Annotated in this window: 14 protein-coding genes; 1 reads left to right on the forward strand and 13 read right to left on the reverse strand. The window is 40.9% G+C overall.

Going from position 1 to position 12,867, the window contains the following annotated elements:
* Positions 1-72 precede the first annotated feature (72 nt).
* The 9 genes from WD077_05200 to WD077_05240 form a co-directional block, all read right to left on the reverse strand.
* Complete coding sequence (locus WD077_05200; protein ID MEX0966611.1) at positions 73-843, reverse strand: BsuBI/PstI family type II restriction endonuclease; 771 nt, start codon at positions 841-843, stop codon at positions 73-75.
* Entirely contained in the window at positions 843-1,031 is a 189-nt protein-coding gene (locus tag WD077_05205) for a hypothetical protein (GenBank protein ID MEX0966612.1), read from the reverse strand. The genes WD077_05200 and WD077_05205 overlap by 1 nt, the downstream gene beginning before the upstream one ends.
* Positions 1,028-2,617, reverse strand: a complete 1,590-nt coding sequence (locus WD077_05210) for an N-6 DNA methylase (protein MEX0966613.1) — start codon at positions 2,615-2,617, stop codon at positions 1,028-1,030. Before WD077_05210 ends, WD077_05205 begins: the two co-directional genes overlap by 4 nt.
* Entirely contained in the window at positions 2,607-2,915 is a 309-nt protein-coding gene (locus WD077_05215) for a helix-turn-helix transcriptional regulator (protein MEX0966614.1), read from the reverse strand. The genes WD077_05210 and WD077_05215 overlap by 11 nt, the downstream gene beginning before the upstream one ends.
* Positions 2,916-3,583: 668 nt before the next feature.
* Entirely contained in the window at positions 3,584-4,357 is a 774-nt protein-coding gene (locus WD077_05220) for a PKD domain-containing protein (protein ID MEX0966615.1), read from the reverse strand.
* Between the two features lie 167 nt (positions 4,358-4,524).
* Entirely contained in the window at positions 4,525-5,148 is a 624-nt protein-coding gene (locus WD077_05225) for a hypothetical protein (protein MEX0966616.1), read from the reverse strand.
* Between the two features lie 202 nt (positions 5,149-5,350).
* A complete protein-coding gene (locus tag WD077_05230; GenBank protein ID MEX0966617.1) occupies positions 5,351-5,974 on the reverse strand; it encodes a hypothetical protein in 624 nt (207 codons plus the stop codon).
* Positions 5,975-6,060: 86 nt separating this feature from the next.
* Entirely contained in the window at positions 6,061-6,639 is a 579-nt protein-coding gene (locus WD077_05235; GenBank protein ID MEX0966618.1) for a cyclic nucleotide-binding domain-containing protein, read from the reverse strand.
* A gap of 174 nt (positions 6,640-6,813) precedes the next feature.
* On the reverse strand, positions 6,814-7,140 hold the full coding sequence (locus WD077_05240; GenBank protein MEX0966619.1) for a ribonuclease E inhibitor RraB: 327 nt from the start codon (positions 7,138-7,140) through the stop codon (positions 6,814-6,816).
* A gap of 63 nt (positions 7,141-7,203) precedes the next feature.
* Here WD077_05240 and WD077_05245 point away from each other — a divergent pair, with 63 nt between their 5' ends.
* Positions 7,204-7,524, forward strand: coding sequence for a DUF695 domain-containing protein (locus WD077_05245; protein MEX0966620.1), 321 nt, complete (start codon positions 7,204-7,206; stop codon positions 7,522-7,524).
* Here the strand turns inward: WD077_05245 and WD077_05250 are convergent.
* The 4 genes from WD077_05250 to tnpA all read right to left on the reverse strand — a co-directional run bounded on the left by WD077_05250 (position 7,487) and on the right by tnpA (position 12,721).
* A complete protein-coding gene (locus tag WD077_05250; GenBank protein ID MEX0966621.1) occupies positions 7,487-7,765 on the reverse strand; it encodes an adenylate/guanylate cyclase domain-containing protein in 279 nt (92 codons plus the stop codon). The two genes, WD077_05245 and WD077_05250, sit on opposite strands and share 38 nt — an antisense overlap.
* 444 nt (positions 7,766-8,209) lie before the next feature.
* The gene (locus WD077_05255; GenBank protein ID MEX0966622.1) at positions 8,210-9,433 is read right to left on the reverse strand and encodes a hypothetical protein; all 1,224 of its coding nucleotides are present in this window, start codon (positions 9,431-9,433) and stop codon (positions 8,210-8,212) included.
* 484 nt (positions 9,434-9,917) lie between these two features.
* On the reverse strand, positions 9,918-11,891 hold the full coding sequence (locus WD077_05260) for an adenylate/guanylate cyclase domain-containing protein (GenBank protein MEX0966623.1): 1,974 nt from the start codon (positions 11,889-11,891) through the stop codon (positions 9,918-9,920).
* Positions 11,892-12,289: 398 nt separating this feature from the next.
* Positions 12,290-12,721, reverse strand: coding sequence for an IS200/IS605 family transposase (gene tnpA / locus WD077_05265; protein MEX0966624.1), 432 nt, complete (start codon positions 12,719-12,721; stop codon positions 12,290-12,292).
* Positions 12,722-12,867 lie beyond the last annotated feature (146 nt).

The raw sequence follows: 12,867 nt of genomic DNA on the forward strand, positions 1-12,867 counted from the left end.
AAGATGCAATTACGATCTTGTCTGACCCAATTATGGCCCCATTTTGACCCAATTGACCCATACCTTTTGTTTTTATCTCGGCCCCATAAATTTATCTCCGTTAAAATGGATCATGTGATCTGGGAAGCTAACTACCCAAACTTCCGTTTCCCAGGCAAGATCAGTAGTATGCTTTTTAAATTCCTTAAAATCCGGGAACGCTGTTACATAAATTTTACCTGCTTTGCAGTTCTTCAACATCTTTTCCATTTCCACAATCCGTTTGGGGGAAACAGGGCCGTGTGATGTAACTGCTTCAATCAGGAATAGCCATTTTTTCTTTTTGTCGTACAGAACGACATCCGGCAACTTGCTGTGTTCGTCAATCGGGATTCCTAATTTTTCTAACCCTTTCTTGTCCATGTAAAGGTCTTTCTTGGCAGTATCTCCGACATACAATAAATCACTGCCGGGAGCAAAGCGGGGAGAAAATTCTTCAATGATGGCAATCTGAACTTCATTGTGCTTGCCCGGTGAAAATGTAAGCTCTGTTCCGTCTTTCAGAATCAATGGGATTTTCCGTAATTCTCTTTTCTTGTGATATTTGTCTCTCAACAAGCCCACATTTTCTTTGAAGTATTTGATCTCTTTATTCCAGTTTCTACTGTTAAAGGTTTTAATAACCTTCAAAGCCTCCGGTGATATGCGGTAATGATTGTCTTTACTGTTGATGGCTAATTCAGGATTTTCAGGATTGTGGTTAACGATACCTGCCTGAACAAATTGATGAAGCGTTTGTCTACGGAATGTTTCTCGTGAGTTCTCTGCATACGGCTTGTTGTAATGCTCGGCAATGAAACGCATTACTCCTTCGTATTTTGCATTTTCCTTATTGCCACTACGGACATGCTTACGGCTTTGGCTTTACTCCATTTGTCCCTTTCTTTCAGGTTGCACAAGGCAAGCAGCGTTAATGCAGAGCGGTCATTTTGCTGCCTTTTCGGAAGTCCCAATGCTTCCAAAATCTGTTTTGTTTCTTCAATTTTACTCATGTACTGTATGCTGGTTCAAAATATTCGATTACAATTCGGTTTGTTTTCTCTACTGAAAAATCGTTCGATAGTATGATTGTGTCACCGATTTCCTGAATGGTATCCAGTGGAGGCAATGACATTTCCCTAAGCTCTGTGGCACTTACGTTTACATTACCGTTAAAAATTCTGAAATATGCATCAAAAAGGCTGCTATTGAGCAAAGCACAAAGGCCAACAACTTCATTTCGTTCAAGGTGTCCTTTTGGGCGATAGATGTAATTCACCTTGTTTTCAACTCCGATATAATCTGCTTTGATAAAGTTGCAGAAGTAAGGGGCTGCAATCAATCGATTTTTATCATCCTTACTGCTGAAGCGTCTCAATAGGATATAGTTTTTGTTTTGAATGAGTAGGGGCATGGATTTCTCTTCAATATTGATGTACTGCTCTTTCTTAGGTTTAACTATAGGCCATTCCAAAATCATCTGTTTCACATTGTGCAGCCAAAAAAGAGGAGCTAATTGCACCGTTCCGTTTTCATCCCGATTATTTCGGGACTCCCTTATGTAATCCCTTGCCCGAAAAGCCACTACAGGACCGGTTGAAATCTTGATATTGTATTTAGCTAAATTACCTGTCCAGTTCTTGAAAATTTCCAAAACCGCTTCATCATAGTCAGTTGTTGGTAGATAGAGGATTTTCTCATTTGAATTAAGATCTATGATGTCTTTTTTCGGAAAAGTCTTTATCAATGGGTTCTTTAAGTCTTTCAATCCGCTTGATGAAGAAATGATAACTTGTGGTTCAGGTTGGGGTCTTTTGGTTCCTTTGATGATTACTGTTTCCTGCAATACTTTATCTCTGCTAAAAGTGTCTTTTCGGGAAACAAAAAGATGTACCTTGTCTAAATCAATGAGTTTAAAGAAATACTCCCGGAATATTTTGAAATATCCGCCTGCCGCATAACTGCGTGGAGTAATGAAAATTAACTCGCCATTTTCTTTGAGCAGTATTGCGGATAAAGCCATGAAGATGGCGTAAATATTCGGGTGGCCATTTACTACTACTTTAGCAACTTTTGCTCTTTTGTCGTCAATAGATAGTTTGAAATAAGGAGGGTTTGAAACAACAATATCAAACTGCTCAACTGGCTTGGAAAATAAATCGCCTGATTCTTTAAAGCAGTCTGTATTGTGAAGAATGAAATCTTCAGTATGAAGCTTGGTTGCAATCTCAATTTCTTTGTCAGCTCCCCATTTTTTCAAATAGCTAAGTGATTGCTCTGAAATCGGAATAAGTTCAGCATCCGTTTCATAAGTGACCAATTCAATGGCCTTCAAGTTTTTATTTGATAGAACAAGGTGTTCAATCAAAGCACATGATAAAATCACAGAACCACATCCGGGGTCAAGAATTCGAACAGAATTGTCATCAAATTCAGAGTAGGAAGCCATTAATCCAGCGATTTCAACCGGGGTGAAAAACTGCCCGTTTTCCTTTTTGTGTTCCTGACTAACCGAAGAAGCGTACGCAACGCCTAATCGGTCAGCAAAATGGCTTGGCAATTCTTGTTCTATAGGTCGTATGGAATTTTTATTTTCCATTTTGTTTTTTGGTCATGTATTTAATTTTCTTTTCTGCTACTTTTAATGCATCTGTTGCTAAGTCTTCGTTCTTCAAGTCGTAAAGTACCCGGTCACTCAGGTAATTAATAAGTAGCTCTTTTTCGTCCACCTTGAAAATTCTGGCAATCTGAATGATCTGTTCCTTTGAAGCTTTCCGCTCGCCTCTTTCTATCTTGCTTAGAATGGATTGGTCAATGTCCAGTTCAGCCGCAACTTTACGTAAAGGCAATCCCTGATCTTCTCTCAGCTTCCTTATTTGTTCTCCTATTGACAGCATTTATTTAGATTCAAATATTTTGGACATTATTTGACCAAAAGTATGAATTTACTTTCCGTTTTCATACATAATTTTCAGGAAAGTTTTCAACATGATAGTATGGGAGGGGAGAGCAAGCTCTTTGTGGCTGTCCCGAAGGGCAGCCGCAATGTGCTTACTGTGCGCTGGCAGAAAATCAATTAAAAAAGTTCTTATGCGTTGGCCTTTTTTCGTTTTTGTCCACCGGTATTTTCAAAGAACCTCTATCGTTTCTTCAGCAACGTTCCTGTCAATGGAGTACTGTCCTCCTTTTATTTTTTCTTTTTTCAGTCACCCGATTAGAAGCACTACCGTGTCCGGGCGGCTATTAAATACAACGTTTATATAACCGCAATAGCGTTATACCCCCAAACCCGTTGGCTAACCGCAACTGCCTCCCGTCAAATATATAGCAATTCGCCAATACTAAGGCAAACCCACTAATTTCATTCGCCTCTACTTCCCCCTCGCTTCAAACTGGAATTCCGGCTCGTTCCTGAGCAGCGTATATGTGCTTTGTAAGATGTTGACTTTGCTCACCTCTCCGCTGCTTGCCAGCTTTGCGTTTGCTGATGAGGTCCTGCATTTCCAGCGCCACCAGAACAGGTTTCTTTACTGAAGCATCGGTTGACAGGGGAATGAGGATTTTCCTATCTCTCTATAACGATCCGCTCCAGCAGCCGCAGTTTATCTGACTGAACAACCACCATGTAAATGCCAGGTGCCAGTTCAGCTAAATTCAAACTTCTGCTCATGGAATTTTCCTGCTGCTGCCAATCCTGAGAATAGACGACTTGGCCTAACTGGTTTATGAGCGTCAACGTATAGTAGCCCTGCGGTATGTTGCTGCCAGTAAGTACCACTGCATTATTTGCCGGATTGGGAAACAGGGAAAGATTACTTCTCCCTGATTCGTCTATCGCAGCCGGCCATAGTAAAGTTACCCTTTTGACTTCAAGATTACCCACACAGCCGTTGCTGGAGGTCTCCGTCACCTTCACAGTAGCTGCGCCAGCATCTTTTGTCCATTGCACTACCATTTCGTTTCCTGTACCACCCGCAATTTGGTTGCCCCCGTTTATTACCCAGTCGTAGGTAGAGCCGGGGTTGTTAACCACACTATAAGTATCAATGGCGGCTCGCGTCAGGTCTTTCCCTGAAATAGCCGGAGTAACGGGAGGTGCCATAACATTCACCATTTTGCTCACAGAATCTTTGCATCCAATACCCACCGTGGCTATGAGCTTTACATTATAGATGCCTGCTGCGTTGTAATTCTTGATGGGATTGTCTTGCACCGAGGTAGTTGCATCCCCGAAGTTCCATTGATATCCCATCGGTAGTCCGCTGTTCTGGCTTGTATTTGTAAAGAGGAATATATTGTCTTTCAGGCATTGAATGTCCTTGTCAATAGTAAAATCCACATCGGGCCTATCATAAATATCAATGATTTTTATCTTTTGGTGCTGGCAGCCATCCGTACTTTTAATAGTGAGCTTTACCGTTTTGGTGCCTGTAGTGGTGAAGGTGTAGGAGGGGTGATGTCTTCCAGTGCATTTCGTGGTAATTTTTGTGTATTCATAATTATCAACTAAAAATTAAATCCGAAATGCAGCCCCGGTTCAGGCGTGTATTTTGACCACTTGTCATCTTTTTCTTTAAAACCGTCAGGCATTTTAGTGTGATAAGGACGGCCAGCAATACCAATTGATGGTTCTATAAAAAATCTATCCTTAAAGAGTTTAATGTGATATCCAACTCGATTGGTATTGAATATATGGAAACCATTATCCACCTTATTACCGTTTTCATTCACAAATATTTGCAAAGTAGGCATTACGTGAACTGCTACGTAAAAACCTTTCCAAAAGAACCTTTGATAAGCAACAGCAATCCCATATTCTCTTATATAACCAGGAAATTCCTCTTCCGGCTTTCCGTACGATTTGTTAAAAAATGGGTTAATGCCAAGTGGCAAGGCATATTTCCAGGTTATTAGTTCAAGGGAAATTGCATCCTTTCCTGTAATGCGATAGCCTAAGTTGAGTTGAGCGAAGCTGGGAGGGTTTACGGGAGCTAAATTACCTACTAAAAAGATAGTGCTACCAACAAACCATCGTTTGTATGTGCTGTCTGTTTCAGCATATTGTGCTTTGAGGTGGAGCGTACTTATTATCATTAAGACAAAAGCAATGAATAAAATTCTCTTTTGCATTTCTTTACTTTTTTATGTTAAACGATACTGCAAAAGTAGATGGGAAGGTTGCTCGAATTCGTTCACTTAAGTTAAGAAATGAATCTTAACTTTTATTTTTTTCAAGAATTCTTGCCCTTAGCCTGCATCCTGATTGTGGTTTTATGCCGTAAACAACTTGCTAATTGGTTTTGTGAAGATGTTTAAATTGTCGGTAACTTTACTAAAAGTTATACCCAAAATGAAGCCCAGGTTGAATAAAGTAGTTAGGCCATTTTCCTTCTTTTTCTTCAAAAGATTGTGGTTCATTAGTTCTTACAGGCCAATAACTACATCCAATAGCTGGTTCAAAAAAGAATCGGTTTTTAAAAAACTTAAACTGGTAACCCAAATGAAAGTTCAGATATAACGTGTATCCATTTCCAATCTTTTTATTATCCTCATCCATATATTTTTCAAAAGCATTCAATGCATGAACGGATGTATAGACTCCTTTCCACCAAAAACGCTGGTATCCTAATGTTGGTGCAAGTATGCGTGCATGTCCGGGGTAGTTTAGTCCCGGTGCATTAAATGATGGTCCAAAAGGGATACCTATAGGCCAAGTATAAATGGATCTTTTAAATTCAATGGAGACAACATCTATAGGTGTTATTCTATAACCAACATTTAATTGCACATACTCAGGTGATGCTGGGTCGTTAGGAATTAAATTTCCTAACATCAGGAATGAACTCCCTATGAAAAACTTTTTGTAAGTACTGTCCTGTTTGGCATATTGTGCATTAACTTGTAGAGTGCTTGCCATCATTAAGGTCAAGGCGAACCAAAAAAATTTCTTTTGCATATCTGTTTTTAATTGATGTTAAACGATAATGCAAAAGTAAATTGGCAAGATACACTCGCTCGTTCACTTAAGTTAAGAAATACGTTTTAGCTCTTTTTTTCGAGAATTCTTGCTCTTAGTCTGCTTAATGATTGAGGTTTGATACCTAAAAAACTTGCTAATTGGTGTTGTGGCACACGCTGAATAAGGTCTGGCCTCTTCTGTAATAAATTTAAATATCGTTGTTCAGGGGAAGAGGTCTTAAACTCGTCAAAATTAATTTGCTGCTTTGCTAAAAGTTCTTCCGACAATACTCCACACATTAGTTGAAATTTAGGAAATTTAGCATTTAGTTCATCTCCCATATCTGGGTTTGCAACTATCAGAATTGTGTCTTCCACACAAGATACATAATATTCGGAAGGGGCTTTATTGATTACACAATGAGGTGTTAAGCCTTCCGTTTCTGTAAAAAAGGCGGTAGTTTTTTCTTCACCATCTATGATGTAATATTTCCGGATGCAACCTTTTAGAACAAAATAGTGATACTGCGATTTCTGTCCTTCTTTGAGTAAAGTAGTCCCCTTCTTAACAGAGCGGAATATGTCTAACGAAAGTATTGCGTTCTTCTCATCTTCTGTCAGAGAAATGTATTTTGATATAAATTCAAATAGTTTGTCTTGCATTGATTTATGTTGTTACTGCCTTCGTTACACATGCCGCCAACGGTTCGCTTATATGACCTGTGGCGGTTTTCAAAGCACCTTCCTTTCGGCTATCAACAAACTTACTTAAAAGCTCAAAACTTGAATTTACCACTTTCCCGCCATAAGTTATATACGCTGTTACCCACAGGTTTTTTATTTTTCTATCGAAGCTTCCCATCCGTCATAGTCTCCATTTAATTCTTGGGCTTTTTCCCAAAGTTCCAAAGTGTAATCGTCAATTTCGTCATATCCAACTTTGTCAACTCTTGAAATTGAAATGACAAACTTGTATTCATTAGGCTGTTCGGTTTTACCTTTATTTTTCGTTTCAAATCCTAAACTGTCAGTAAAATTCTCAAACTGGTCAAGCTCGTTTTGGGTTTTGAAATAAATCCAATGGAAAACTTCTCTTGGTTTGGTTAAGTCGTCTCCACCTTTTTCAAGTTGTTCAAGAACACGTCCGTTTTTTATTGTTTGCATTTGTCTTGGCAGAGGATAAAGAAAGTCAAAATATCCTCTCCACTCTTTATCTTAATACTGATAATGGAATTTTTAAGTAAACTATTCGGACAAACAGAAAAGAAAGCTGACTATCAGCCATATTGGACTTTTTACTTTTCAAACGTAAATGACAAATTGAGTTCTATTGCAACCGACTTGTACTTAATCAACATTGCGCCAGTGCATGGACAAGAAAGTGTTGTTTATGTTTCTATTAAAATGCTAAATCCAAAAGAAAACGAACTGCTCCTGGACGATCCGCAATTCCAGTTTGAAGCGAGGGGGAATGTAGTGGCGAAGGGAAAAGGCGAGATAAGGGTGTTTCTCACTGAAACTTCAGTTGGCACAGGCAGGACACCCTAAGCCATGTAGGCGTCTCCAATGGTTTTGATTTTTTCTCTATGCCGTATTTTTGGCAGATCTTATCGAAGGCTTCAAAGCAGGTGTTGATCTCCTGCACCAGCTCTTTGGCACTGAGCTGCTGCGAGGCCTGGGTGAACTCCTTGAAATCGGTAAACAGAATGCTCACCATGTCAAAGTCACGTTTTTCTGCACGACCTTTTTCCTTGAGTTCTGCTGCAATTTCTGCCGGGAGGATATTCAACAAAAAGATTATCAGAGCGGTCCTGAATCTCTCGCCCGTATCCTGTTAGCATGACTTATTTCCCCAGTAGTCCGCAATTCGGGGTGACGGCTACGTTTTGAGGAATTTGCTAAAGTTTATAGCCTAATTACTATAATTATAGCCATATCAGAATTGTCAATTCTCTGTGCTCGTTTCCGCAAGGACTATGGCCTGTCGTTAAGTTGCAGGCAATTTGTTGGTAGCAGCCGGGCATTGGTTCATATCCACCTTTCATCAGGCGGGTATTTGGCTACCGGCCGACCTCCCATTATTCATAGCTATAATTGATTTTTTAAGGTATTCGTGAGGCCGCTTCGCTAAGTTCGTGTGCGGCCACCCTTATGGCTGTCCGTCCTGTATAGGTAGTACTATTCCAAAACAGACAGTTTTACTTTCTCCGGTACTTGGGACTTCATCAAAAGCTTAAAGGCACCCGGGCAATTCTCCTTCATCATCACTTAAATTTGAATGCGTAAGTCCACTCAAATCGCCACTATATTCAATAGGGCAGTTTGTCCCGGCAATTTCAGAAAAGTGAACCTCGTTTAATACTAGTTTAAGCGTGTTTGTTACAAAATCTAAATTCAGTGCACCGCTATGATTATTAACATCTGATCGGGCATGGCTAATTTGTACATGCTCTAATATGTTGTGATTTGCCGGCCCGCTTCTTCTATACCGTAAGTTTTCCCAGGAACCCGGAGATTGATCTGCACCCCGGATAATAATCGGTTCAGTTGCAGTGCCTGTTGCTGTAAGATAATTAGTTCCACCAAAAACAATAAAGTTACTCCCGGCCGCCATTTCAAGCTCTGCACCGGCTTCAATGGTTAGATGTGTAGCGTTATCATCACTTGAAAGATGAAGGTTGCCTGTAGATTGATAAGGCACATTTAAAGCATGCATGCTAATTGAAACTCCACTCATTTGGCTCGAATGAATAATCACATTGTCTTGTTCGTTGCCGGAATAGTCATCGTTTGCATCCAGATTTCCTATCATATAAAAGGGAATACTTACAGGAAATTTATTTTCGGTGTAGGTGTTTCCCTGAAGGGTTATCGCCTCAATGCGATCCTCATCACTACCTGAAATGCCACGGGTTTCTATAAACAAACCATTTTCCGAACTATTCTGAATAGTCGTATGGATAAGTTCCAACGAGGCGGAATTACTAATAGCAATTGCAGCCTCACCATTAATGGTGCTTCCCCCGCTTACTGCATATTCAATTATAGCATGGGATATTTTGTTCCTGTTATTGGTGCTAAAAAATTCAATTCCCCTCCACCATCCTTTTTGCTCATCTGTGGCTGTTAAAGTTATTGGATTTTCAGTTGTTCCTACAGCATTGAGAGAGCCGTCTGACATCACTTTAAACCCTGCACCCTGCTCAAAAGCTATTGTAACGCCAGGCTCTATTTTAACATCATCGCCTATGCTAACGAGGCAATCAATTATATAATCTATTGGCGCATTAGCATTGTCGACCAATACTGCGTTTTCATTCTCACTAAAATAATCACAAGATATCTCAATTGCAGCCGCTGTCTCATCTGTAGGTTCTGCCACATCGTCATCACAAGCCGTGAACGAAAAAAATGCACATAGGAGTGCTGCTTTAAATACGTTGAAAATCCTTCTCATAAAATAATTTTTCTTTAAATGTTAAATAAATTTTGAATCCGGGTTTAATTTAATCAGTTGTGCATCAATTTAAAGCTTATCTAACTTTTAATCAATTTATGTTTGCAACACTACGACAAATACATTGTCTCACCAAATTAAATGTAACATTGATGAAAAACTGTATTTTTTTAACCAAACTTTTTTGCATATTTCTCAGAACAATAAACAGGGGTTATGCCTATCCCATTCGCCCCCGTGTTGCGGGGGTGACGGCTACGTCTTGAGAAATTTTGCTGAAGCTTATGCCTTGTCGCTATAAATTATTGTCGCTCTCTCGCTCCGCATTTTCAGCGGAGTGTGAGTTATTTTCAGCCCGCTGGGTTATCCTTTTGTTACTACCGGTATTAAATCCCTACCGGGATTCCCGTTTTACGCGCTCATTTTATCGTCATTGCGAACCCTTTGAAGAAATTAATTTGAACAGAGCACCACTGATAACTGCTCACTGTTCACCGCTCACTGAAACATACCACATCTCAACGGGTCCCTTTCCTTTGGCCTCTACTTTTCCTCTTTCTTCAAATGTGAAGTCTGGATCATCTTTTATCAGCTCGTAGGTGCTTTGAGAGATGTTGACTTTCCCGACTTCACCTGCGCTTTCCATGCGGCTGGCGGTGTTCACTGTATCGCCCCATATATCATATTGGAATTTCTTCACACCTACGATGCCCGCTACCACGGGGCCGGTGTGGATCCCTGCGCGCATTTCGAAGGCCGGTTTGCCGCTTACCTTATTAGCTGCTTTTCGTTGCGCAATGAAGTTTTGCATTTCTAAAGCAGCCCGCACAATATTTTTCACTGAATCGTCAGTAGGCACGGGTAAGCCTCCGGCAGCCATGTAGGCATCACCAATGGTCTTGATCTTTTCTATGCCGTATTTGTCGCAGATGGCATCGAATGCTTCGAAGCAGGTGTTGATCTCCTGCAGCAGCTCTTTGGCACTGAGCTGCTGCGAGGCCTGGGTGAATTCCTTGAAATCGGTAAACAGGATGCTGACCAAATCGAAATCCCGGGCTTCTGCACGGCCTTTGGCCTTTAGCTCCTCAGCAATTTCGGCTGGGAGAATGTTGAGCAACAGATTATCAGAGCGGTCTTTTTCCCTGGATATATCAGCGCGGGACTTCCGGATGTAACGAACGCGGTTATAAAGCCCTCCCGCAATCAGCAGGAAGACAAATCCGGAAACGATGGCAATATTGCGTTTTTGGCTTTCCTTCCTCACCACTTCCTCGTGGGCCATTTGTATTTTCAGTTTTTCCTCTTCCTTCTTCAGGCTGTCCGCCAGCATTTGCTTTTGAAATTCCATGCGCTCCAACTGCATGGCGGTTTCTTCTGTCTGGAGGCTGTCATTTAGCGCCAGCATTTGCTCATGATATTCCAGAGCTTTGTTACCATTTCCGAGACCCTTGTATGCATCATATAGGCATTTGGCGGCATCCTTCTGAATTTCAAAACTTCCGATCTCTTTTGCCAGTTGCCAGGCTTTTTGACATTCGGTAATAGCTTTTTGGTTATCTCCCTGAATGCCATAAAGGCTTCCGATACCATTCAGAGAATTAACAATTCCATTTTTATCCCCGATCTCTTCATAGTTCATCAGGCTTTTTTGCAGATATTCCAGCGCCTGTAAATGGTCGCCCAGGGCTTTATAAGTATTCCCTAAATTAATTTGGCAATCAGCAATACCTTTTTTATCACCGGTTTCCTGGTAGATATTTAAACCTCTTTGTAGCGTTTCCAGTGCTTTGGGAAAATCACCCTGATCTTGGTAAATGTTTCCTATATTGGTCAGGCAGCCGGCAATTCCTCTTTGATCTCCGATTTCCTCCCAGGTTTCTAAGCTTTTTTGGAAATATTCCAATGCTTTGGATTTATCCTTATTATTCACGTATATAATACCAATATTATTAAAGGCATTGGCCACACCTGTTTTATCCTTTAATTCCTCATAGATTACGGAACTTCGCTGGTAATATTCCAGCGCTTTGAGAAATTGACCCTGATTATAATACACAAGCCCGATATTATTCAGGGAGCCAGCGATTCCTCTTTTATCCCCCATTTCCTCCCGGATCACTAAACACTTTTGGTAATACTCCAGTGCCCTGGGGTAGTCCCCCCTGAGGCGAAATGAAATTCCCTGGATGTTCATCGCATAGGACATGAACTTCTTCAGTCCTTTAGCAGCCGCAAAATCATACTCCATTTGCGCAAAGTGGAAAGCTGAATCGGGCTGGCTGTACAGGTAGCCCTGAAAAGCTATTTTGTCAATGGCCTTCAGCCGGTTCGTGTCGGGTTGGGAATTGTCATTCCACACACTCCAAAGGGAGTCAAGGTTAGGCTTTTGTGCTACCAGCGGTTGGCTGCTCATCATAAGCATACAAAAGCCCATCACAATGCGAAAAAGTTGTTTCATTGTAACGCAGAATTTGCCGGGAAATTTAGATCAAAATTCTGCATGTTGAGATACCGATTTTTGCTACGTAGCTATGGCGTTTCAACCCATCACGGGCACAAGTGATCCAAACCTACAATATTATTTACCGATCTTGTTTAGCACATTGACCGGTAGGGTTACGTAGCAATATATTTCCGGCTACGTAGCGATGGTATTTCAACCCATCGCGGGCACAAGTGATCCAAACCTACAATATTATTTACCGATCTTGTTTGGCACATTGACTGGGTAGGGTTATGTAGCAATATATTTCCGGCTACGTAGCGATGGCGTTTCAACTCATCGCGGGTTTTTGGCTATTCCCCCTGCTTCCGGTGCTGTGAGACCGGGTAGGGTTGAAACCCTACCCTACGTAGCTATACCATTCCCTCGATTTGCATCTCCAGACTTTTCAATTCATTTTTCAGGCTCATTTCCTGGTGATGTTTTTCCTGGTTCTTGATGTAATTTCTCACGTTTATTATGTGTGAGGGGCTAACGGATATAACAGCGTAACCATCTTGCCAGGCAAATGAGCCTTCAATTAATCCTTGCTCATTTAGCCATTTTGAAGATGCACCTTTTAGTTGCTTAACCATATCGCTTGCTGCATATTTTGGTTTCAGACATACCAGGCAATGCAGGTGATCTTCAACTCCATTAATAAAATCCAGGTAATAATCATTTTCCTTGGAAATTTCGCGGATCTGATCAAAAAGGCTAAACCGGATTTCCTTTGTTAAAAGGGGCTCCCGGTTTTTCGTTGACCAAATCAGATGCAGCCAAATTGAATGATAGGTTTGTGACATGGTGATTATTTTTTGTTGTGAATCGAATTCCGGCTACGTAGCGATGGCGTTTCAACCCATCGCGGACACAAGTGATCCAAACCTACAATACTATTTACCGATCTTGTTTGGCACATTGACCGGGTAGGGTTATGTAGCAATATATT

Source organism: Bacteroidia bacterium, assembly GCA_040880525.1.
Lineage (GTDB): Bacteria > Bacteroidota > Bacteroidia > CAILMK01 > JBBDIG01 > JBBDIG01.

Bases quoted from the DNA above. Each gene is read 5' to 3' on its own strand.
- WD077_05225 (MEX0966616.1), bottom strand. From the start codon at position 5,148: ATGCAAAAGAGAATTTTATTCATTGCTTTTGTCTTAATGATAATAAGT.
- WD077_05230 (MEX0966617.1), bottom strand. From the start codon at position 5,974: ATGCAAAAGAAATTTTTTTGGTTCGCCTTGACCTTAATGATGGCAAGC.
- WD077_05200 (MEX0966611.1), bottom strand. From the start codon at position 843: ATGCGTTTCATTGCCGAGCATTACAACAAGCCGTATGCAGAGAACTCA.
- WD077_05235 (MEX0966618.1), bottom strand. From the start codon at position 6,639: ATGCAAGACAAACTATTTGAATTTATATCAAAATACATTTCTCTGACA.
- WD077_05245 (MEX0966620.1), top strand. From the start codon at position 7,204: ATGGAATTTTTAAGTAAACTATTCGGACAAACAGAAAAGAAAGCTGAC.
- tnpA (MEX0966624.1), bottom strand. From the start codon at position 12,721: ATGTCACAAACCTATCATTCAATTTGGCTGCATCTGATTTGGTCAACG.
- WD077_05260 (MEX0966623.1), bottom strand. From the start codon at position 11,891: ATGAAACAACTTTTTCGCATTGTGATGGGCTTTTGTATGCTTATGATG.
- WD077_05240 (MEX0966619.1), bottom strand. From the start codon at position 7,140: ATGCAAACAATAAAAAACGGACGTGTTCTTGAACAACTTGAAAAAGGT.
- WD077_05215 (MEX0966614.1), bottom strand. From the start codon at position 2,915: ATGCTGTCAATAGGAGAACAAATAAGGAAGCTGAGAGAAGATCAGGGA.
- WD077_05255 (MEX0966622.1), bottom strand. From the start codon at position 9,433: ATGAGAAGGATTTTCAACGTATTTAAAGCAGCACTCCTATGTGCATTT.
- WD077_05210 (MEX0966613.1), bottom strand. From the start codon at position 2,617: ATGGAAAATAAAAATTCCATACGACCTATAGAACAAGAATTGCCAAGC.
- WD077_05205 (MEX0966612.1), bottom strand. From the start codon at position 1,031: ATGAGTAAAATTGAAGAAACAAAACAGATTTTGGAAGCATTGGGACTT.